The sequence below is a fragment of the Kitasatospora sp. NPDC059146 genome, from assembly GCF_042786665.1.
Taxonomy (GTDB): domain Bacteria; phylum Actinomycetota; class Actinomycetes; order Streptomycetales; family Streptomycetaceae; genus Kitasatospora.
On the sequence record NZ_JBHZCY010000089.1, the window covers coordinates 1 to 21,494 of the forward strand.

Below are 21,494 nucleotides of genomic sequence, written 5' to 3' on the forward strand. Positions count from 1 at the left end.
GTACTGGACGTACTTGGGCGATTCGGGCGTGCGTCCAGGCGGGATGCCCGGCGTCGCGCGCCTGGCAAGATCCGCCGGACAGGCCCTAACCGGCCAGCTCCCGCAGCCGGGCCCGGCTCCGCGCCGCCAACTCCGGGTCGTCCAGTTCCTCGGCGAGGGCGAGCAGCAGGGTGTGCGCCTGGGCCTCCTTCGGGTACGCCTTGCGTTCCTCGGCCCGCCGCACGCAGTCGCCCGCGTCCGCGACGGCCAGGTCGAGCCGGCCGAGCGCGCGGTGGGCCCGGGCGCGGACCAGCGGCAGCTTCATCAGCATGTCCCGGTCGTCCGTGTCCACGGCCCGGGCACCGGCCTCCGCGAGCACGGCCAGCGCCTCCTCCGGGCGGCCGTCGGCGATCAGGGCCTGCGCCAGGTTGTAGCTCTGCACGATCTCGCCGTGGGCATCGCCCCGGTTCTCCTCCAGCGCCAGCGTGAACCGCTCGACGGCGTCACCGGGCCGGCCGTCGGCCAGGCACAGCAGGCCGTCCGTCTCGTACAGCACGCCCACCACCTGGCGGTTGGCCACCAGCGGCACCTGCTCGGTGGCGAGCGCCAACTGCTCGGCGGCGAGCCGGAAGTCCTGGCGCTCGTAATGCGCCCGGGCCAACTGGTTGTGCATCCGGACCACCGCGTCCGGGTTGTTGGCCCACCGGGCCGACTCGATGCCGGTCCGGTGGGTGGCGATCCAGTCCTCGTAGAGCTTCCGACCGTGGTAGAGCGGCCACAGCGACTCGCACAGCCACCACGCCTCGTCGTGCCACTGCTGGTCGGCCGCGGCCTTCACCACCGCTCGCAGGTTCGCCCGTTCCGCGTGCAGCCACTCCAGCGCGTCCGCTCCGGACCGGAAGCCGGGCAGGGCGTCGCCGGTCGGGTCCTGCAACCGGAGCCGCGGCCCGGTCGCCCGGTCGGCCACCGACGCCCTGCCCCGGTAGTACGCCACCGCCCGCGCCAACAGCTCGGTGCGGTCGGGCAGTTCACGGGCGCAGAGGTAGGCGTGGGTGCGCACCACCTCGTGGACCTGGAAGCGGTCGTCCACCCCCTGGTCGACGACCACGTCCAGGAGGTGGACGGCACACAGCTCGTCCAGGGCGTCCTCCGCCCGTTCGATGCCCACCGCGGCCGCCAGTTCGGCCGACACGAACGGGCCCGGGTGCACACCGATCAGGTGGTAGAGCGCCCGCCCCTGCGGCGAGAGCCGCTCGTACACCGGGTCGTACGTTCCCCGCAGGTTCCCCTCGTCGTTGTCCAGCACCGCCAACCTGCCCTCCTGGTGCGACAGTTCGGCGATCACCTGACCCACCGACAGCCGGCCCCGGCGCAGCAGCTGGCTGCCGACCGCGTTCAGCGCGATCGGCAGCCCGTCGCAACGCTCCACCAGCGCCGCCACCTCGTCGTCGGTGCCGCGCTCGGCGCTCAGCCAGCCCCGCACCAGCGCGGCCGCGGCCGTCGCGCCCAGGCGGTCCAGCTGCCGCACCTCGGCACCGTCCATCCGCAACGCGTCCAGCCGCCGCCGACTCGCCACCACCACCATCCCGCTGGAGGGCAGCAGGGCGCGCACCTCGGCGGCGTGCTCGGCGTTGTCCAGGAGGACCAGGCAGCGCTGCTCGGCGGTCACCGTCCGGAACTCCCCGAAGCGCTCCGCCTCCGCGTCCGGCGGGCGGACTCCGAGAGCGCGGAGGAAGCCCTCCAGCACCCCGGCCAGATCCACCGCCGAGCGGTGCCGGTAGGCCTTGAGATCCGCGTAGAGCACACCCCCCGGGAAGCGCTCCGCCTGCTCCATCGCGAACTTGGCCACCAGCTCGGTCTTGCCGACGCCGCCCAGGCCGGTGAACACCACGATGGCCGGTCCGCCCCGCTCGGCCTCGCCCGAAGCGGCGGTGAGCGCGGCGAGTTCGCGCTCCCGGTTGACGAAGCTCTTCCGCGGCGGCCTGACCTGGTACGGGACTCGGTGCTTCGGGGGCAGCTGGACCGTGACGTTCCCGCCCTGGACCACGTTGCCGTGCACCACCGTGCCCGACAAGCTGTTGGACACCTCGTAGCCGTCCACCCGCGCGCTCCCTCCGACCAGCCCGGGCCCAGCCTACGGCGTCGGGTGGTCCCTGGCGCCTGAATCCTCCTCAGGCCGCCTGGCAGGTCGGGCACCAGAACAGGTTGCGCGCCGCGTGCGCCTCCGTCCGCACCTCCGTGCCGCAGACCAGGCAGGGCATCGCGGCGCGGCGGTAGACGTAGACCTCGCCGCCGTGGTCGTCGACCCGGGGTGGGCGGCCCATCGCCTCGGGGGTGTGTTCGGGGCGCACGGTGTCGATCCGGCCGGCGGCGGCGCCCTGGTGCATCAGGTCGACCAGGTCGGCCCAGATCGCGTCCCACTCGCGGCGGGTGAGGTCGCGGCCGGCCCGGTGCGGGGCGATGTGGTGGCGGAACAGCACCTCGGCGCGGTACACGTTGCCGACCCCGGCCAGCACCTTCTGGTCCATCAGCAGCGCTGCGACGGTCGTGCGGCTGCCCGATATCCGGCGCCAGGCGGCCTCCGGGTCGGCGTCGGCGCGCAGCGGGTCGGGGCCGAGGCGGGCGGCGACGGCGGCCTTCTCGGCCCCGGTGACCAGCGCGCAGGTGTTGGGGCCGCGCAGGTCGGCGTAGCCGTCGTCGTTGGCCAGCCGCAGGCGGATCAGCCCCACCGGCTCGGGCGCCGGGCCGGTGCCGAAGGTGAAGCCGCCGTAGAGCCCGAGATGGATGTGCACCCAGCCGCTCTCCTCGAAGCCGAGGAAGAGGTGCTTGCCGGTGGCCTCCGCGCCGATGAGCAGCTGCCCGTCGAGCGCCTTGGCCTCGTCGGCGAAGCGGCCCTGCGGGCTGGAGACCTGCACCGGGCGGCCGCCGAAGGCCTTCCGGTTCTGGCCGGCGAGGCGGTGGATGATGTGGCCTTCCGGCACGGACGTCAGCTCCCCGGGTGGTTCTGGCAGGACCCGTCCATCATCTCAGCCGCCCCCGGCCGCGCCCGAACCCCGTGGTCAGCGGACCGGCATGCCCATCAGCCGGGCCAGGATGACCCGGTCCAGCTCGGCGGCCGTACCGGCGACGTCCAGGTACGAGTTGTCGATGATCGGCAGTCCGGAGTTGTACCAGCCGGCCATCCGCCCGTGGATGCGCGCGACCTCCTCGTCACCGAGCCGCCTGGTGCCGCCGCGGCGGGCGTTGCGGCGCAGCACCGAGTCCAGGCTGGGCAGCAGCACCACCGGGATCATGCCCGGGCCGATGTGCCGCTTCCAGCCGCCGAGGCCGATCGCCGGGCGGTCCGGGAAGACGGCGTCGTCGATGATGCAGGAGATGCCGTTGGCCAGGTAGTTGCGGCAGGCGAATCCGCAGGTCCGGCGGGCCAGCCGGTACTGGGCCTCGGAGGCGTTGTTCCAGCCGGCCTGCGGGTTGGCGAAGCCGGACTGCACCCACTCGCGGACGTCGTCCAGGCTGATGTGCGCGGTCGGGGTGCCCCGGCGCTCGGCCCAGTACCGGGCGACGGTGGTCTTGCCCGCCCCGGCCGGGCCGATCAGCAGGACGGCGATGGGGCCGGCGGGCGTGTGGCGCTGCGAGGGGTGGGCGGGGAGCTGGACGGGCGTGCCGGCGGGCAGCACGAAGTGCCCGGTGCCGCCGGCCGGGAGGGGCACGGGCGGCGGTGCCGCGGCGGGGACGGACACGGGGTTCGGCGCCGCCACCGGGTTCGGCACCGGCACGGGGTTCGGGACGGGGGCCGGAGCCGTGACGGACACCGCGGCGGGCGGCGGCGACGGAGGCGGCGGAGGCGCGGCGGCGGGCGCGGCGACCGGGGCCGGAACGACCGGCGGGGACACCCCCGCACCGCCCACCGGCGGCACCGGCGGAGCGGCGGGACGCGGCGGGACCTCCCCGCCTCCGGCGTACTGCGTCACGGCACCTCCCGACACCTCTCAGCGGGGACATTACACGGCGGCCCGGCAGCGGGCACAGTCCGCCGCCGGGCCGCCGAACGCGCCCTGCCCGCCCGGCCACGGGCGGTTTCGGCCCAGGTCGGCTCGTGGTCGACCCGTGGTCGACCGGCGTCAACTCGGGTCAACCGTCGGCCAACTCGCGCCCGTCACAAGGTCAACTCGCGTCGAATCCGGTCGGTTCCCGTCACAGCCGTTCAGCGACCGTCGACGGCACCCGAAACCCGCGCCCCAAGGCCCCGCCGCCCCGCTCCTCAGCGCGCGGCGAGCTGCTCCGCCAGCGCCCGCAGCGCAAGCTCGTACGACCCGATCCCGAAGCCCGCGATGGTGCCGGAGGCCACCGCCGCGATCACCGAGTTGTGCCGGAAGGTCTCCCGCGCGTACGGGTTGGAGATGTGCACCTCGATCAGCGGCGCGGTGCGCTGCGCAGCGGCGTCCCGCATCGCGTACGAGTAGTGGGTGAACGCGCCCGGGTTGATCACCACGGGCACCTGCCCGTCGGCCGCCTCGTGCAGCCACTCCACCATCTGCTGCTCGGAGTTGGTCTCGTGCACCTCGACCTCGAAGCCGAACTCCTTGCCCAGCGCGGTGCAGCGCTCGACCAGCCCGGCGTACGAGGTGGCCCCGTAGACGTCCGGCTCCCGGCTGCCCAGCCGGCCCAGGTTGGGGCCGTTGAGCACCATCACCCGGGTCACGCCGAGACCTCCGCGTACGCGGCGACCAGCAGCGACGGGTCGGGGCCCTCCAGCACGGAGGTCTTGCCCAGGCCGTCCAGGACGATGAAGCGGATCAGGTCGCCGCGCGACTTCTTGTCGATCTTCATCGCGTCCAGCAGCTTGGGCCAGGCGTCCGCCCGGTACGTCAGCGGCAGGCCGACCGAGGCCAGCACGGTGCGGTGGCGGTCGGCCGTCTCGTCGTCCAACCGGCCCGCCAGGCGGCCGAGTTCGGCGGCGAAGACCATGCCGATGGAGATCGCCGCGCCGTGCCGCCACTTGTAGCGCTCGTTGCGCTCGATGGCGTGGCCGAGGGTGTGGCCGTAGTTGAGGATCTCGCGCCGGCCGGACTCCTTGAGGTCCCCGGAGACGACGTCGGCCTTGACCTGGATGGCCCGGCGGATCAGCTCGACGGTGTGCGGGCCGGCCGGCGTCCTGGCGCCCTCCGGGTCCGCCTCGATCAGGTCGAGGATGGCCGGGTCGGCGATGAAGCCGCACTTGATGACCTCGGCGAGGCCGGAGACGTAGTCGTGCTTGGGCACGGTCTCCAGAGTGCCGAGGTCGGCCAGCACGCCCACCGGCGGGTGGAAGGCGCCGACCATGTTCTTGCCCTCGGCGATGTTGATGCCGGTCTTGCCGCCGACGGCCGCGTCGACCATGCCGAGCAGCGTGGTGGGCATGGAGATCCAGCGCACCCCGCGCAGCCAGGTGGCCGCGACGAAGCCGGCCAGGTCGGTGGTGGCCCCGCCGCCGAGGCCGACCACGACGTCGCTGCGGGTGAAGCCGGTCTGGCCGAGCACCGACCAGCAGTACGCGGCGACCTCGGCGCTCTTCGCCTCCTCGGCGTTGGGCACCTGGAGCGCGATCGCCTCGTACCCCTCGCCGGCCAGGTCCTCGCGGACGGCGTCGGCGGTGGCGGCGAGCGCCTCCGGGTGGATGATCGCGACCCGCTTGGCCCGGGTCCCGATCAGCGGCGCCAGCTCGCCGAGCAGCTGGTGCCCGATCAGCACGTCGTACGGGTCGTGGCCGGCGCTGCCGCCGACGTGAATCCTGACGGTGGTGTCAGTCATGGGGGGTGTTCAGCTCCAGTGCTTCCAGTACGGCGTCCGCGACCTGCTCGGGGGTGCGGTCGGCGGTGTCGACGACGGCGGTGGCCACCTCCAGGTAGAGGGGGCGACGGGCCTCCATCAGCTCGCGCCAGCGGGCCCGGGGGTTGACGGCCAGCAGCGGGCGCGGGGCGTCCAGGCCGACCCGCTTGACCGCGTCGCCCAGCGGGACCTCCAGGAAGGCCACCGGCAGCTCGCGCAGCAGCGCGCGGGTGGCCTCGGCCATCACCGCGCCGCCGCCGAGCGCCAGCACCCCGTCGTGTCCCTCGGCGGCCGCGCGCACGGCGCGGACCTCCAGCTCGCGGAAGTGCGGCTCGCCCTCGTCGATGAAGATCTCCGGGATGGGCTTGCCGGCCAGCGCCTCGATGTCGGCGTCGGTGTCCCGGAAGCCGACGCCCAGGCGCTCGGCCAGGACCCGCCCGACGGTGGACTTGCCACTGCCGGGCGGGCCGACCAGCACCACGACGGGCTTCGTCATCGGATGATCAGGTTGTCGAGGTAGCCCTGGACGTTGCGGCGGGTCTCGGAGACGTTGTCGCCGCCGAACTTCTCGTTCACCGCGTCCGCCAGCACCAGCGCGACCATCGCCTCGGCGACGATGCCGGCGGCCGGCACCGCGCAGACGTCCGAACGCTGGTGGTGCGCCTTGGCCGGCTCACCGGTGCGCACGTCCAGGGTCTGCAGCGCCCGCGGCACGGTCGCGATCGGCTTCATCGCGGCCCGCACCCGCAGCACCTCGCCGGTGGACAGGCCGCCCTCGGTGCCGCCGGAGCGGCCGGAGGTGCGCTTGACGCCCTCGGGGGTCGGGACGATCTCGTCGTGCGCCTGCGACCCGGGGACCCGGGCCAGGTCGAAGCCGTCGCCGACCTCGACGCCCTTGATCGCCTGGATGCCCATCAGCGCGGCGGCCAGCCGCGCGTCCAGCCGGCGGTCCCAGTGCACGTGCGAGCCGAGGCCCACCGGCACGCCGTACGCGAGCACCTCGACCACGCCGCCGAGGGTGTCGCCGTCCTTGTGGGCCTGGTCGATCTCGGCGACCATCGCCTTCGACGCGTCCGCGTCCAGGCAGCGCACCGGGTCGGCGTCCAGCCGGGCCTCGTCCGAGGGCAGCGGCAGCACGCCGGCCGGCGCCTTGGCGGCGGCCAGCTCGACCACGTGGCTGACGATCTCGATCCCGGCCACCTCGCGCAGGTACGCACGGGCGACCGCGCCCAGCGCGACCCGCGCGGCCGTCTCCCGGGCGCTGGCGCGCTCCAGGATCGGCCGGGCCTCCTCGATCGAGTACTTCTGCATGCCGGCCAGGTCGGCGTGGCCGGGCCGGGGGCGGGTCAGCGCCTCGTTGCGGGCCAGGCCCGCCAGCACCTCGGGGTCGACCGGGTCGGCCGACATGACCTGCTCCCACTTCGGCCACTCGGTGTTGCCGACCATGATCGCGACCGGGCTGCCCATGGTCAGGCCGTGCCGGACGCCGCCGAGGAAGGTCACCTCGTCCTGTTCGAACTTCATCCGCGCCCCGCGGCCGTAACCGAGCCGGCGGCGCGCCAGCGCGTCGGCCACCACGTCGGTGGTGACCGGTACACCGGCGGGCAGGCCTTCCAGCGTCGCGACGAGTGCGGGGCCGTGCGACTCCCCCGCCGTCAGCCAGCGCAACGTACCCAACGGAGCTCCTTCATCAGCGGGCCGGCCCACGGCACCGCCGGGGCCCGCCCGAGCGTGCCTTCTGTCCGAATCCTTTCATGACCCGGCAGCCCCCGGGGGCACAGTCCGCGTGACGGACGGCAACCGGTCACTCCACGAAACGATTCGGCCGCGCGCGACGGCACGTCCGGCCCGGGGGCTCAGCCCCCGGCCAGCGCCCGCTCCCCCGCCCCGCGCATCGCCGCCAGCGGCCCGGGCGCCCGCCCGGTGAAGGCCTCGCTCTGCAGCACCGCCTGGTGGACCAGCAGGTCCAGTCCGCCGAGGACGGTCGCCCCGCGCGCGGCGCAGGCGGCGGCCAGCGCCGTCGGCCACGGGTGGTACAGCACGTCGAACAGCGCCCCCGGGTCCGTGGGCAGCCCCGCGGCGAAGCCGTCGGTCGCCCCGACCGGGGTGGTGGAGACGGTCAGCGGCCGCTCCAGCGCCTCCGCACCGCGCTCCCAGTCCTCGGTCCGCACCGCCACGCCGAGCCGCTCGCCCAGCTCGGCCATCTCCCGGGCCCGCTCGGCGCTGCGCACGTAGACCGTCACCTCGCCGGTGCAGACCTGGGCCAGCGCGGCCAGCGCCGAGGAGGCGGTGGCCCCGGCCCCCAGCACGGCAGCAGCGGACACCTCGGCGATGCCGCGCTCGCTCAGCGCGTTGACCAGGCCGGGGACGTCGGTGTTGAACCCGGTGCGCCGCCCGTCGGCGGTGAACACCACGGTGTTCACCGCGTCCACCGCCCGGGCCGTGGCGCTGACCTCGTCCAGCAGCGGGATGATCGCCCGCTTCAACGGCATGGTCAGCGACAGCCCCGCCCACTCGGCCTCGTCCAGCCCGGCGAGGAACCCGGGCAGGGCGGCCTCGTCGACCTCGAAGCGGTCGTAGCGCCAGCCGTCCAGCCCGAGCGCCGCGAAGGCGGCCCGGTGCAGGTCGGGCGAGAGCGAGTGGGCGATCGGCGAGCCGAGGACGGCCGCCCGGTGCTTGCTGGTCAACACTGCCTCTCCGTGAACGACGGTTCGGTGACGGCTACTCGGTGGTGCCGCCTACTTCGTGGTGCAGTGCAGGCCGACCTTGTCGAAGCCCTGGCCCGCCGCCTTGCAGTACGCCTCGACGTTGGCCGCGTGCTCCTTGTCCGTCTCGGCGAACAGGGTGTTGGTCGGGGACATCGCGATGAAGTACAGCCACTTGCCGTCCGCCGGGTTGAGCACCGCGTTGAGCGCCTCGTCGCCGGGGTTGGAGATCGGCGTCGGCGGCAGGCCCGGGTTGATGTAGGTGTTGAACTTGTTGGACCCGTCGTTGATGTCCTTCGACGTGAGCTCCTTGCGGCCCAGCGAGTACTGCAGCGTGGTGTCCATGCCGAGCGTGTGGCGCACGGCGTCGCTGGCCAGCCGGTTCTGGATGGTCCTGGCCATCTTGGCGAAGTCGCCCGGGTTGTTGCCCTCGCGCTGCAGGATGCTCGCCTCGATGACCACCTCGTAGCCGTTCTTGAGGCCCGCCTTGGAGGCCTGGCCGTCGAGGTTGGCGTACTTGTCGGTGGCGGTCTTCACCATCTGCTTGAGCAGGTCCTCGGGCTTCATGCCGTCGGCGATGTTGTAGCGGGTCGGCCAGAGGAAGCCCTCGATGTTGCCGTTCGCGTACGCCGGCAGCCCGAGGTCGTTGACCTGCGCCTTGGCGACGCCCGCCGTGGTGCCCTTCTGGAGCTTCAACTTGCTGTCGATGGTGGCGTAGATCTCGGAGGAGTTCTTGCCCTCCGGGAACACGATCGCCGCGCCGCCCGCCTGGTCCAGCAGTTCCTTGACCGCGGCCGCGGCCGGCATCTCCTTCTTCAAGGTGTAGAAGCCGTACTGGATCGTGGTGCACTTGGGCTCGGCGTCGCAGGCCTTGGTGAAGGCGTCGACGCTCTTGACCACACCGGCGGCCTTGAGGGCGGCACCGATCTGCCCGCCGACCGCGCCCTGCTTGACCTCGATCTGGACGGAGCCGGTGCCCTCGCCGGTGAAGTCCGGCGGCGGACCGAAGTGGTCCTGGTAGAAGCCGTAGCCCCACCAGCCCCCGCCGCCGAGCAGGCCCAGCAGCACCACGGCGACCACCAGGCAGGCGCCGCCGTTGCGACGGCCCGCCTTCTTGCCGCTCTCCTTGCGCTTCTTCTTCGCCTCGCGGGAGTCGTCCTGCTCACCGAGGAAACCGCTCTGCTCGGCCTCGGCGTGCTCGTCGAGGTAGAGGTCGCCCTCGTGGTGCTCCTCCGCGGCGCGGCCGTCCCACTCCCCCTCCGCGGGTTCGTGCGCGCCGCCGACCGGATCGGCGCCGGACTCCAGCGCGGCGGCCTCGGCCTCCCAGTCGATGCCGTCCGGGCCGGGACCGGAGGCGGCCTCGGGCTCCACGGCCGGGCGGGCGCGCCGCGGCCGGGCTTGCTGCGGAGCGGGCTCCTGCATGCCGGCCTGCTGCTGGGGCATCCCCGGCTGCATCCCCTGCTGCACCTGCTGCGGCATGCCCTGCTGCTGCACCGGCATCTGCTGCTGCCCGTAGCCCTGCTGGGGCATCCCCTGCTGCATCTGCTGCTGGGGCATGCCCTGCTGCATCTGCTGCGGGTAGGCCTGCCCCTGCTGACCCATGCCGGGCTGGCCCATGCCCGGATGACCCATGTCCTGCTGGCCCATGCCCTGCTGCGGGTACCCCTGGTCGAAGCCCTGCTGCGGCATCTGCTGCTGCGGGTACCCCTGCTGCGGCATGCCGTGCTGCTGGTACCCCTGGGGCGGCATCATCTGCTGGGGGTGGCCGTTGTGGATCTGCTGCTGCGGGTACCCCTGCTGCGCGTCCCCGTACGGCTGCTGGCCGTGCTGGTCCTGCTGCGGGTACTGCTGCCACTGGCCGTCCTGCTGGCCGGGGACCGGCTGCTGACCGCCGTACCCGGGATCACCGGGGTGCCACGGCTCGCCCTGGGGGCCGTAGCCCCCACCCAGATCGGTCATTGATCCCCTTAACCGACGGTGACGACCGGAGGATCGGACCGGCCGTCCGGGACGACGCGGTCCCGGCTGATTCTCGAACCGGCGTGCTAGCGCAGCGCCTGGGAGGAGACGTTACCGTACCGCAGCCGTACCCCCGCCCGGGCGGACGCACTGTCAGTGAGCGACCTCACGCTCGGCGTACGGGGCCGTCACGGGGTGGCGGCGCCCGGTGTCGAGGGGGTGGCGGCGGCGTTCGGAGCGGGCGAGTCCGGGGCGCTCGGCTTGGCCGCCCGGGCGGCGTTGAACTCGGCGACGTTCTTCTGCTGCACCTCGAAGCTGTCGGTGAAGCGGGTGTCCCCGGGCTTCACGGTCACGAAGTAGACCCAGTCCCCCGGCGTCGGGTCCAGCGCCGCCATGATCGCCTGCCGGCCCGGGTTGGAGATCGGCGACGGCGGCAGGCCCGGGTGCAGGTAGGTGTTGTACGGGGAGTCCAGCCTGGTGTCGGTGACCGTGGTGTTCAGGGTCGAGCGGCCGAGGGCGTAGTTGATGGTGGAGTCCAGCTGGAGCGGCATCCCCTTGGCCAGCCGGTTGTAGATGACCCGGGCCACCTTGCCCATGTCCTCGGTGTTGTCGGCCTCGCCCTGGACCATGCTGGCGACGGTGACCAGCCCGTACAGGCTCTGCCCGAGGTTCTGCGCGACGACGTTGGCGTCGTCCCGGCTGAACTCCTTGCCCGCCCGCTCGACCATCTGCTTCAACAGGTCCAGCGCGGTGGTCCCGTCGGTGACGGCGTAGGTGGCCGGGAACAGGTAGCCCTCGGGGCTGCCCTTGGCGAAGTCCGGGAGGCCGAGTTCGGCGCCCTGGTCCTGGGCGGCCTTCTGGGTGGTGCCCGCGGGGAGGTTGAGCTTCTTGTCGATCGCCGCGAAGATCTGGTAGCCGCGCCACCCCTCGGGAATGGTGAGGCCGTTGGCGTTGGCCGGGTCGATCAGGACGGACAGCGCGGCGGCGGCCGACATCTTCTGCTTCAAGGTGTACGTGCCGGGCTGGATCCGCCCGGCGGCGGCCGCGCTGCCCTTCGCCGCCCGGGTGAAGGCGAGCGAGCTGGCCACCACCCCGTTGCGGACCAGCGCGGAGGCGATCTGGGACAGGCCCGCGCCCTCCGGCACCGAGACCTGGACGCTGCCGCTGCCCTGCCCCGCGTAGTCGGCGGCCGCCGCGGGTTTGCGCTGGTGCTGGAACCAGGTGTAGCCGGTGAGCCCGATCCCGCCGAAGACGGCGACCAGGGCGAAGGCGGTGAGTCCGCAGGCCAGTCCGTTACGCCGTCGGTGCGGATCCGGCGCATCGGAGCGCGGCCGGGGCGCACCCGGAGGACGGCCCTCCGGCTCCAGCACCGGCGCACCCAGGTGTCCCGGGGTGAGCCCCGGGTGGAAGTCCTGGTCGGTCATGGCTCGCGGTCCCCTCGGCGGTCCCGAATCGCTGAGAATCGCTCCGAGCCGACGCGAATCGATGCAGATCGATCCGAAACGGACACGGAAACGAACGAAAGAGGGGTCCCTGCCGACCTGTCCGCCACGAACCTACCTACCCCCCCCCCCCCCCCGCCATCCTTAGCATCCCCACCCAAACCCCACCCGCAACCCCCCCACCGGGGGGGCGGGGCGGCCGGGCCCCCCCGCACCCCTCTTCGGGACGTTAGAGCAGGCCGGTCAGCCGGTCGCCTCGACGCTCTCACCGGGCGGGCGTCCGCTCACCCGTTCGGACTCAAGGGCGGTCTGGAGGATCACCACCGCGGCGGCCTGGTCGACCACCGAGCGGCCCTTCTTCGCCTTGACCCCCGAGGCGCGCAGCCCGTGGGTCGCGGTGACGGTCGTCATCCGCTCGTCCACCAGCCGCACCGTCACCGGGTAGACCCGGTTGGCCAGCCGCGTGGCGTAGGCCCGGACCTTCTCCGCGGCCGGACCCTCCTTGCCGCTGAGCGAGCGCGGCAGCCCGACGACCACCTCGATCGCGTCGTACTCCTCGACGATCGCGGCGATCCTGGCCTGCGACTTCACCCCGGCCGGAACGGTCTCCACCGGTGTGGCGAGCACCCCGTCGGGGTCGCAGGACGCGACCCCGATCCGGGCGTCACCGACGTCGACGGCGATCCGCCGCCCACGCCGGAAGGGCCTCTCCTCCTGCTCCATCAGCTGGCGCGCTCCGCGACCAGGCCGCGCACCGCGGCGATCGCCTCGCCGACCGCGGCCGGGTTGGAGCCGCCGCCCTGGGCGACGTCGTCCTTGCCGCCACCGCCGCCGCCGAGGGTCTTGGCGGCGGTGCGGACCAGCTCGCCGGCCTTGATGCCGCGGCCGCGGGCGTCCTCGTTGGTCGCGATCACGGTCAGCGGGCGGTCGTTGGCCACCGTGAACGCGGCGACCACGGCCGGGCGGGCGCCCAGACGGCCGCGCACGTCCAGGACCAGCTTGCGCAGCTCGTCCGCGCCCACGCCGTCGGCGACCTGCGCGGCGACCACGGCGATGCCGTGCACGTCCTCGGCCGAGTCGGCCAGGCCCGCCGCGGCGGCCAGCACCTTCTCGGCGCGGAAGCGCTCGATCTCCTTCTCGGCGTCCTTGAGCTTGGCGAGCATGCCCGAGATCTTCTCCGGCAGCTCCTCCGGGCGGCCCTTGACCAGCTCGGTGAGCTGGGCCACCACGGTGTGCTCGCGGGCCAGGAACTTGTACGCGTCGACGCCGACCAGCGCCTCGACGCGGCGCACGCCGGAGCCGATCGAGGACTCGCCGAGCAGCTTCACCAGGCCCAGCTGGGCGGTGTTGCCGACGTGGGTGCCGCCGCACAGCTCCTTGGAGAAGTCGCCGATCGAGACGACCCGCACCTCGTCGCCGTACTTCTCGCCGAACATCGCGATGGCGCCGGCCTTGCGGGCCTGGTCCATCGTCATGACCTCGGCGGTGACCTCCAGCTCGCGGCCCAGCACGTCGTTGATCTTCTGCTCGACGTCCACCAGCACGCTGCCCGGAACGGCGGCGGGCGAGCCGAAGTCGAAGCGGAAGCGGCCCGGGGCGTTCTCGGAGCCGGCCTGGGCGGCCGTCGGGCCGAGCGCGTCGCGCAGCGCCTGGTGGGTCAGGTGGGTGGCCGAGTGGGCGCGGGCGATCGCCCGGCGGCGGTCGATGTCGATCGTGGCGTACGCCGAGGCGCCGAGCACGACCTCGCCGAACAGCACGCCGCCCGAGTGGACGACGACGCCCGGGACGGGCTGCTGCACGTCGCGGATCTCGACGACCGCGCCGGACTCCAGCCGGATCCGGCCGTGGTCGGCGAGCTGGCCGCCGCCCTCGGCGTAGAACGGGGTGCGGTCGAGGATCAGCTCGACCTCGTCGCCCTCGGAGGCGGCCGGCGCCGGGACGCCGTCCACCAGCAGGCCGACGACGGTGGCCTCGCCCTCGGTCAGGCTGTAGCCGGTGAAGACGCTCGCGCCGGACTTGTCGGCGACCTCGCGGTACGCGGCGACGTCGGCGTGGCCCATCTTCTTCGCCTTGGCGTCCGCCTTGGCGCGGTCCCGCTGCTCCTGCATCAGACGGCGGAAGCCGGCCTCGTCGACCTGGAGGCCCTGCTCCTCGGCCATCTCCAGGGTGAGGTCGATCGGGAAGCCGTAGGTGTCGTGCAGCTTGAAGGCCTGGTCGCCGGAGAGCACCACGCCACCGGACTGCTTGGTCTCGGTGACCGCGACGTCCAGCAGGTTGGTGCCGGCCTTGAGGGTCTGCAGGAAGGCCGCCTCCTCGCCGACGACGACCGTCTCGATGCGCTTGCGGTCGCTCTCCAGGTCGGGGTACTGCGGCGCCATCGCCTTGATCGCGACGTCGATGAGCTCCTTGGCCACCGGCTCGGTGGCGCCCAGCAGGCGCATGTTGCGGATGGCGCGGCGCAGGATGCGGCGCAGCACGTAGCCGCGGCCCTCGTTGCCGGGGGTGACGCCGTCGCCGACCAGCATCAGCGCGGTGCGGATGTGGTCGGTGACCACGCGCAGCGAGACGTCCGACTTGTGGTCGGCGCCGTAGGTGTGGCCGGTGAGCTCGGCGGCGCGGTCGAGGATCATCCGGCTGGTGTCGATCTCGAAGAGGTTGTCGACGTCCTGCAGGATGGCGGCGAGGCGCTCCAGGCCGAGACCGGTGTCGATGTTCTTGCTCGGCAGGTCGCCGAGGATCTCGAAGCCGTCCTTGCCGTCGCCGTGGCCGCGCTCGTACTGCATGAAGACCAGGTTCCAGATCTCCAGGTAGCGCTCGCCGTTGACCGCCGGGCCGCCCTCCTCGCCGTACGCGGGGCCGCGGTCGTAGTTGATCTCCGAGCACGGGCCGCACGGGCCGGGGACGCCCATCGACCAGAAGTTGTCCTTCATGCCCAGGCGCTGGATGCGCTCGGAGGGCACGCCGATGACGTCGCGCCAGATCTGCTCGGCCTCGTCGTCGTCCTTGTAGACGGTGATCCAGAGCTTCTCCTTCTCCAGGCCGTAGCCACCGTCGGCGACGGGAGTGGTGAGCAGCTCCCAGGCGAACTTGATGGCTCCTTCCTTGAAGTAGTCACCGAAGGAGAAGTTGCCGCACATCTGGAAGAAGGAGCCGTGCCGGGTGGTCTTCCCGACCTCCTCGATGTCGAGGGTGCGCACGCACTTCTGGACGCTGGTGGCGCGCGAGAACTGCGGCTTGACCTCGCCCAGGAAGTAGGGCTTGAACGGCACCATGCCGGCGTTGACCAGCAGCAGGGTGGGGTCGTCGGCGACCAGGGACGCCGACGGAACGACGGTGTGGCCGCGCTCCTCGAAGAAGCGCAGCCAGCGGCGGCGGATCTCAGCCGACTCCATTAGTGGTCCTTCCGGTTCGTTCCGCCCCGCGGCAGGGCTCGGCGGGGCGTTTCTTCAATGGTCTGTGGGACGGTGCGGCCCCCGCCGTCGGGCAGGGCGCGGGCGGGGGGCAGGGCGGCGGCCGGGCGACCGGGCACCGCCGAGATAGCTCGGTACTGCGGCTCGCCGCGCAGCACCCGGCGGGTGCTCCGGGGCTCCGCCACGGCCGTGCCGTGCAGTCCGAGGTCGTCCTTGAGCTGCTCCTCGCGCTCGGCCATGCCGGAGCGCACGTCCTGGGCGAACTGCCTGGCCCGGTCGCCCAGGTGCAGCGCACCGCGCGCGGCGGTGCCGGAGAGGCTGTCCGGGGTGAGCCGCTGCACGGCGCCGTTGGCCTTGTTCATGGCCCACACCGCGGCGCCGGCGCCGACCGCCATCCAGAAGATCCGTGCCATCCGGTCAGCCCCTCACCGCTCGCCGGACCCGGGAGAACAGGCCGCTCCTGGGCGCGGTCGCGGCGCGCACCTCGGCCCGGATCAGCCGGGCCAGCTCGTCGCGCTCGGCGGGCTGCACCGGCACGCTCGGCAGGGTGCCCTGCTGCTTGGCGACGGCCTTGCGGACGCCGTAGCTGAACGCGGCGACCTTCATGAGCGGTCCGCCCAGGGTGGCGGCCGCGGTGGAGGAGAGCGCCTTGGCGTTGGCGGCGGCGTCCTGGACGTTGGCGGTGATCTCGTCCACCCGGTCCAGCTGCTCGTTGGCGCTGCGCACCGCGGCACCGGCGTCGGCCAGCAGCGGGACGGCTTGTTCGGTGACCGCGGAGACCAGGACGGTGGCTTCCTTCAACACCCGGGAGAGTCGCACCAGCACCACCGCGAGCAGGGTGACCAGGACCGCCCAGAACACGGCGACGAGCAAGCCGGCCAGCTCTCCCACGGACACTTCTGCGCGCTCCCTCGCCTTGCGGTTCCCAACCGAACCCTATCGCGCCCGGGTCCGCTTTCCGGACCGGGTCACGGCCGTGGCCTCGCCCGGATGTGCGAACCGCGCGCGTAACCTACCGTCCGGTCACCTCGTTCAGCCAGGCGGGCCGTCGCCCGTACGGCCCGACGCACGTCCGGACCGCCGCGGTCCGGGCCGGGAACAACGGGGAGCAGCGCTTGGCCGGCGACTGGACAGCACAGCCCGCGGCGTGGCCGCGCGAGTCGGAGCCGGGCCGGCTGCCCGCCGAGGTGACGGGCTTCGTCGGGCGCGGGCGGGAACTGGCCGAGCTGGCGGGTCTGCTCGCCGGGGCGCGGCTGGTGACGGTGACCGGGCCCGGCGGGGTCGGCAAGAGCCGGCTCGCGCTGCGGGCGGCGGACCGGGCGGCCGAGGCCTTCCCGGACGGCACCTGGCTGGTGGACGTGGCCCCGGTGCAGGACCCGCTGCTGCTCGGCCACGCCGTGCTGGAGGCGCTGCGGCTGACCGACGGCACCGCCCGGCCACCGTTGGACGTGCTGGGCGAGCACCTGGCGGGGCGCCGCCTGCTGCTGGTGCTGGACGGCTGCGAGCACCTGGTGGAGGCGTGCGCCGAGCTGACCGACGCGCTGCTGCGCGCGCTGCCCGGGCTGCGGGTGCTGGCCACCAGCCGCACCGCGCTGCGGGCCTCGGGCGAGCACCTGCTGACGCTGACCCCGCTGCCGGTCGACCCGCCGCAGGAGCGGCCGGACGCCCCGGCCCCGCTGCCGGACGCGGTGCGGCTGTTCGCCGACCGGGCGCGGGCCGTCCTGCCGTCCTTCGCGGTGACCGAGGCGAACGCGGAGGCGGTCGGCCTGCTCTGCCGTCGGCTCGACGGCATCCCGCTGGCCGTGGAGCTGGCCGCCGGGCGGCTGCGCGCGCTGTCGGTGGAACAGATCACGGCCCGGCTGGACGACCGCTTCCGGCTGCTCACCGGCGGCTCCCGGACGGCCCTGCCCAGACACCAGACGCTGCGCACCACGATCGGCTGGAGTCACGAGCTCTGCACAGTGCAGGAACGTTTACTCTGGGCCCGCCTGTCGGTCTTCGCCGGCAGTTTCGACCTGGAGGCCACCGAGTACGTCTGCGCCGGCGAGGGCATCGAGCCCGAGGACGTGCTCGACCTGCTCGACGAACTCGTCGCCAAGTCGGTGGTACTGCGCGAGGACAGCGCCTTCGGCGTCCGCTTCCGCCTGCTGGACACCCTGCGCGAGTACGGCGGCCACTGGCTGCGCGCCGCCGGCGAGGAGCACCGGCTGCTGCGCCGCCACCGGGACTGGTACCTGGGCGTGGCCACCTGGGGCGAGGTCGAGTGGTTCGGCCCCCGGCAGGCCGAGACCGCCGAGCGCACCCTGCTCGCCCACGCCAACCTGCGCGCCGCGCTGGAGTTCTGCCTCGCCGAGCCCGGCGAGGAGCAGATCGCCCTGCTGCTGGCCGGCACCCTGTGGTTCTACTGGGTCGGCTGCGGCCACCTCGGCGAGGGCCGGCACTGGCTGGACCGCGCGCTCGCCCTGGACCGCGAGCCCACCGAGGTCCGGGCCAAGGCCCTCTGGGTGACCGGCTACATGGCCACCCTCCAGGGCGACCTCGGCGTCGCCCGCCCCGCCCTGGAGGAGTGCCGCCGCCAGGCCCTGGACACCGGCGACGACCGGGCCCTCGCCTACGCCGTCCACCGCCAGGGCTGCGCCGCCCTGATCGGTGACGACCCGGAGCGCGCCGCCGAGCTGTTCGAGGAGGCGCTCTGGCACTACCGGACCATCGGCGAGCTCAACAGCAACGTGGTGATGGCGATGGTCGAGCTGGGCCTCGCCTACCTGTTCCAGGGCGATCCGGACAGCGCCGAGCTCTGGTTCGGCCAGGCCCGCGAGGTGTGCGAGGAGCACGGCGAGCAGTGGGCGTACGGCTACGTGCTGTACGCGATGGCGTACTCGCACTACCTGGACGGCGCCGTCCAGCCGGCCCGCGTGCTGGCCCGCGAGTGCGTCCGGCTGAACCACCGCTTCCACGACCTGCTCGGCATCGTGCTGGGGATCGACCTGCTGGCACTGCTGGAGACCGAGCCGCCCTCGCCGGGCGAGCCGGCCGCCCTGTGCGAGGCCCGGGTGCTGCAGGGCGCGGCGCACCGGATCTGGCGCGCGGTCGGCAACCCCTTCCTGGGGTCCCGCTCCTTCTTCGGCACCCACCAGGAGTGCGCCGAGCGCGCCCGGGCCGGGCTCACCGAGCAGGAGTACGAGGACTGCTACCTGGTGGGCGGGCGGCTGGACCTGGACGCCGCGGTCGGCCGGGCGCTCGGCGACGGGGGCGCGCCGGGCGGCCCGGAACCCGGCCCCGGACCCTGTTCGGTGCCGCCCGCACCGGCCCCGGCGCCGGTGCGGAATAGCTGAAGCTTGCGGATTGCTTGAGGAGGCAAGGATCCACCCGGAAGGAGCACCATGGCCGTCCACGACGAGTACCGCCTCGCGAACTTCTACTTCGAGTCCAAGGCGTACAGCGACGCCGCCCGCATGCTGGAAGGCGTGCTGGCCGAGGAGCCGGCCAACCTCTCGGTCCGGCTGCTGCTGGCCCGCAGCTACTTCCACTCCGCCCAGCTCGGCCGCGCCGAGGCCGAACTGCGCCGGATCCTCGACCTCGACCCGGCCGAGGACTACGCCCGGCTGATGCTCGGCCGCACCCTGGAGCGCCAGGGCCGCGGCGAGGAGGCCCGCCCGCACCTGCGGCTGGCCGCCGCGATGACCGGCGCGGAGCTGTAGCCGGAGGGCCGACCGGCACCGGAAAAGGGACGAGCCCCCGCCGCCTCGAAAGGCGACGGGGGCTCGCTGCCGGTTCGGCGAACTGCGAACCGAGCGCGGGTCAGCGCGAGTAGTACTCGACGACCAGCTGCTCGTCACAGATCACCGGGACCTCCTTGCGCTGCGGCGCACGGTCCAGGCGGAAGGCCAGGGCCTTCAGGTTGACCTCGAGGTACTTCGGGGTCTGGCCCTCACCCGCGTAGCCACCCTCACGGGCGACCTGGAAGGGGACCTTCTCCTTGGAGCGCTCGCGGACGGTGACCACGAAGCCCGGCTTCATCTGGAACGACGGCTTGTTGACCTTGCCGCCGTTGACCTCGATGTGGCCGTGGACGACCATCTGGCGGGCCTGGTAGATGGTGCGGGCGATGCCCGAACGCAGGACCAGGGAGTCCAGACGGGTCTCCAGGTCGGCGACGAGCGCCTCACCGGTCTTGCCCTCGGCCTTCTTCGCGCGGTCGAACGCGCGGGCCATCTGCTTCTCGCTCAGGTCGTACTGGGCGCGCAGACGCTGCTTCTCGAGCAGACGGACCTTGTAGTCCGAGTTCTGCTTGCGACCACGGCCGTGCTGGCCGGGCGGGTACGGGCGGGCCTCGAAGTACTTGACGGACTTCGGGGTCAGCGGCACGCCGAGCGCACGCGCGATCTTGACCTTGGGACGCTTCTGGTTCGCCATGAACCAAACCTTCCTTGCTTACGAATACGGCTTTCACCAGGTGTTGACGGAGGTCGCATGTCGCGACCCGGAGATAACCCCGACGCCTGCGCGAAGGGATCAGCCGCTCTCCGGAGCCGGGCACATGAAGTGCTGGTCACACGGAGGGCCCGGAAAACCGGGCCGTCCGCGACACCGAAACGGTGCGCGACGCTCCTGGTGCGGGCCTCCCGGAGGAGGCCTACGGCCGATGTCCCGCTGGTGCGGCCGGTCGGTGGGGTCTCCCCCGCCGCCGTCCCGGGACTTGGCACTCCGACCGAGTATACCGGTGGATCACGCGCCCTTTTCCCCGGGCGCCTCCCCGGCCTCCCCAGCCTTCCTCTCAGCCCTGTCCGCCTGCTTCTCGGCGCTCCGGCGCTCCCCCCGCAGCCGCCCGCGCGTCCAGTCCACGGTGTCCGCGTACCGCACCTCGCCGCCGCGCCGGTTCGGCCGGTAGTACTCCCGGCCGTGCACCGAGTCCGGCGCGTACTGCTGGGTGGCGATGCCCTCCGGCAGGTCGTGCGGGTACTGGTAGCCCTGGCCGTGCCCGAGCTTGCCCGCGCCGCCGTAGTGGGCGTCCCGCAGGTGCGGCGGGACGGCCCCGGCCAGCCCCTGCCGCACGTCCGCCAGCGCCGCGTCGATCGCCAGGTAGGCCGAGTTGGACTTGGGTGCCAGCGCCAGCGCGATCGCCGCCTGGGACAGGATGATCCGGGCCTCCGGGAAGCCGATCAGCGCCACCGCCTGGGCCGCCGCCACCGCCGTCTGCAGCGCCGTCGGGTCGGCCAGGCCGACGTCCTCGCTGGCCGAGATCATCAGCCGCCGGGCGATGAACCGCGGGTCTTCCCCCGCCTCGATCATCCGGGCCAGGTAGTGCAGCGTGGCGTCCACGTCGCTGCCGCGGATCGACTTGATCAGCGCACTGGCCACGTCGTAGTGCTGGTCGCCGTCCTTGTCGTAGCGCACCGCCGCCTGGTTCACGGCGGTCTCGGTGGTGGCCAGCGAGATGCTCGCCTCGCCCTTCTCCAGCGCCGCCCCGGCCGCCGCCTCCAGCGTGGTCAGCGCCCGCCGGGCGTCCCCGCCGGCGAGCCGCACCAGGTGGTCCTCGGCCTCCGGGGTCAGCTCCAGCGCGCCCTCCAGGCCGCGCTCGTCCTCCACCGCCCGGCGCAGCAGCGCCCGGACGTCCTCGTCGGTGAGCGACTCCAGGGTGAGCAGCAGCGAACGGGACAGCAGCGGGGAGATCACCGAGAAGTACGGGTTCTCGGTGGTCGCCGCGATCAGGGTGACCCAGCGGTTCTCCACGGCGGGCAGCAGCGAGTCCTGCTGGGCCTTGGAGAAGCGGTGGATCTCGTCCAGGAACAGCACCGTCTCCCGGCCGGACATGCCGACCGCCCGCCGGGCGCCGTCGATCACCGCCCGGACCTCCTTGACCCCGGCGGTGATCGCGGAGAGCTCGACGAAGCGGCCCTCCACGGCCTGGCTGATCACGTGGGCCAGGGTGGTCTTGCCGGTGCCGGGCGGCCCCCAGAGGATCACCGAGCTGGTGGCGGCCGGCCCGCGGGAGCCCGCCACCAGCCGGCGCAGCGGCGAGCCCGGCTTCAGCAGCTGCCGCTGCCCGGCCACCTCGTCCAGGGTGCGCGGGCGCATCCGTACGGCCAGCGGGGCCCGGCCGGGCTCCCTGGCCTGGAGTTCCTCGGCGGCGGCGGTGAAGAGGTCCGGTTCGTCCACACCGGAAGCCTAGTTGAGCCCGCCGACAGGCC

At 73.2% G+C, this 21,494-nt stretch carries 18 protein-coding genes; 2 read left to right on the forward strand and 16 right to left on the reverse strand.

The window, feature by feature from the left end; all coding sequences use genetic code 11:
• Nucleotides 1–85: 85 nt before the first annotated feature.
• The 14 genes from ACFXPX_RS30130 to ACFXPX_RS30195 all read right to left on the reverse strand — a co-directional run bounded on the left by ACFXPX_RS30130 (nucleotide 86) and on the right by ACFXPX_RS30195 (nucleotide 16,200).
• On the reverse strand, nucleotides 86–2,080 hold the full coding sequence (locus ACFXPX_RS30130) for an AAA family ATPase (protein WP_380595034.1): 1,995 nt from the start codon (nucleotides 2,078–2,080) through the stop codon (nucleotides 86–88).
• A gap of 70 nt (nucleotides 2,081–2,150) precedes the next feature.
• Nucleotides 2,151–2,960 carry an Fpg/Nei family DNA glycosylase gene (locus ACFXPX_RS30135; protein WP_375889969.1) on the reverse strand — a complete coding sequence of 270 codons (810 nt, stop codon included), beginning with the start codon at nucleotides 2,958–2,960 and terminating at the stop codon, nucleotides 2,151–2,153.
• 78 nt (nucleotides 2,961–3,038) lie between these two features.
• Nucleotides 3,039–3,950 carry an AAA family ATPase gene (locus ACFXPX_RS30140; RefSeq protein WP_380644106.1) on the reverse strand — a complete coding sequence of 304 codons (912 nt, stop codon included), beginning with the start codon at nucleotides 3,948–3,950 and terminating at the stop codon, nucleotides 3,039–3,041.
• 290 nt (nucleotides 3,951–4,240) lie between these two features.
• Nucleotides 4,241–4,669 (reverse strand): type II 3-dehydroquinate dehydratase, encoded by a 429-nt coding sequence (aroQ, locus tag ACFXPX_RS30145; RefSeq protein ID WP_375890060.1) that lies wholly within the window; start codon nucleotides 4,667–4,669, stop codon nucleotides 4,241–4,243.
• Between the two features lie 8 nt (nucleotides 4,670–4,677).
• The gene (gene aroB / locus ACFXPX_RS30150) at nucleotides 4,678–5,769 is read right to left on the reverse strand and encodes a 3-dehydroquinate synthase (RefSeq protein ID WP_375889972.1); all 1,092 of its coding nucleotides are present in this window, start codon (nucleotides 5,767–5,769) and stop codon (nucleotides 4,678–4,680) included.
• Nucleotides 5,762–6,283, reverse strand: coding sequence for a shikimate kinase (locus ACFXPX_RS30155; RefSeq protein WP_380532174.1), 522 nt, complete (start codon nucleotides 6,281–6,283; stop codon nucleotides 5,762–5,764). Before ACFXPX_RS30155 ends, aroB begins: the two co-directional genes overlap by 8 nt.
• Nucleotides 6,280–7,464 carry a chorismate synthase gene (aroC, locus tag ACFXPX_RS30160; RefSeq protein WP_375889974.1) on the reverse strand — a complete coding sequence of 395 codons (1,185 nt, stop codon included), beginning with the start codon at nucleotides 7,462–7,464 and terminating at the stop codon, nucleotides 6,280–6,282. The genes ACFXPX_RS30155 and aroC overlap by 4 nt, the downstream gene beginning before the upstream one ends.
• Nucleotides 7,465–7,643: 179 nt before the next feature.
• Nucleotides 7,644–8,474, reverse strand: coding sequence for a shikimate dehydrogenase (locus tag ACFXPX_RS30165; protein WP_380644107.1), 831 nt, complete (start codon nucleotides 8,472–8,474; stop codon nucleotides 7,644–7,646).
• 51 nt (nucleotides 8,475–8,525) lie between these two features.
• Entirely contained in the window at nucleotides 8,526–10,451 is a 1,926-nt protein-coding gene (gene mltG, locus ACFXPX_RS30170) for an endolytic transglycosylase MltG (RefSeq protein ID WP_380532167.1), read from the reverse strand.
• A 188-nt stretch (nucleotides 10,452–10,639) separates the two neighbouring features.
• A complete protein-coding gene (gene mltG, locus ACFXPX_RS30175; RefSeq protein ID WP_380532164.1) occupies nucleotides 10,640–11,875 on the reverse strand; it encodes an endolytic transglycosylase MltG in 1,236 nt (411 codons plus the stop codon).
• 261 nt (nucleotides 11,876–12,136) lie between these two features.
• Nucleotides 12,137–12,616 carry a Holliday junction resolvase RuvX gene (ruvX, locus tag ACFXPX_RS30180; RefSeq protein ID WP_380526855.1) on the reverse strand — a complete coding sequence of 160 codons (480 nt, stop codon included), beginning with the start codon at nucleotides 12,614–12,616 and terminating at the stop codon, nucleotides 12,137–12,139.
• The gene (alaS, locus tag ACFXPX_RS30185) at nucleotides 12,616–15,285 is read right to left on the reverse strand and encodes an alanine--tRNA ligase (protein ID WP_375889982.1); all 2,670 of its coding nucleotides are present in this window, start codon (nucleotides 15,283–15,285) and stop codon (nucleotides 12,616–12,618) included. The genes ruvX and alaS overlap by 1 nt, the downstream gene beginning before the upstream one ends.
• Nucleotides 15,285–15,716 carry a DUF6167 family protein gene (locus ACFXPX_RS30190; RefSeq protein WP_375889983.1) on the reverse strand — a complete coding sequence of 144 codons (432 nt, stop codon included), beginning with the start codon at nucleotides 15,714–15,716 and terminating at the stop codon, nucleotides 15,285–15,287. Before ACFXPX_RS30190 ends, alaS begins: the two co-directional genes overlap by 1 nt.
• 4 nt (nucleotides 15,717–15,720) lie before the next feature.
• A complete protein-coding gene (locus tag ACFXPX_RS30195; RefSeq protein ID WP_375889985.1) occupies nucleotides 15,721–16,200 on the reverse strand; it encodes a DUF948 domain-containing protein in 480 nt (159 codons plus the stop codon).
• Nucleotides 16,201–16,418: 218 nt separating this feature from the next.
• On the opposite strand from ACFXPX_RS30195, the gene ACFXPX_RS30200 reads away from it, so the two are divergent.
• Together ACFXPX_RS30200 and ACFXPX_RS30205 are read left to right on the forward strand one after the other, a co-directional pair.
• Nucleotides 16,419–18,638, forward strand: a complete 2,220-nt coding sequence (locus tag ACFXPX_RS30200) for an ATP-binding protein (protein WP_380644108.1) — start codon at nucleotides 16,419–16,421, stop codon at nucleotides 18,636–18,638.
• Between the two features lie 48 nt (nucleotides 18,639–18,686).
• Nucleotides 18,687–19,004, forward strand: coding sequence for a tetratricopeptide repeat protein (locus tag ACFXPX_RS30205; RefSeq protein ID WP_375889988.1), 318 nt, complete (start codon nucleotides 18,687–18,689; stop codon nucleotides 19,002–19,004).
• Between the two features lie 100 nt (nucleotides 19,005–19,104).
• On the opposite strand, the gene rpsD is transcribed toward ACFXPX_RS30205, so the two are convergent.
• Both rpsD and ACFXPX_RS30215 read right to left on the reverse strand, forming a co-directional pair.
• Complete coding sequence (gene rpsD / locus ACFXPX_RS30210; protein ID WP_030240707.1) at nucleotides 19,105–19,719, reverse strand: 30S ribosomal protein S4; 615 nt, start codon at nucleotides 19,717–19,719, stop codon at nucleotides 19,105–19,107.
• A 312-nt stretch (nucleotides 19,720–20,031) separates the two neighbouring features.
• Complete coding sequence (locus tag ACFXPX_RS30215; protein ID WP_380526850.1) at nucleotides 20,032–21,462, reverse strand: replication-associated recombination protein A; 1,431 nt, start codon at nucleotides 21,460–21,462, stop codon at nucleotides 20,032–20,034.
• Nucleotides 21,463–21,494: the final 32 nt, after the last annotated feature.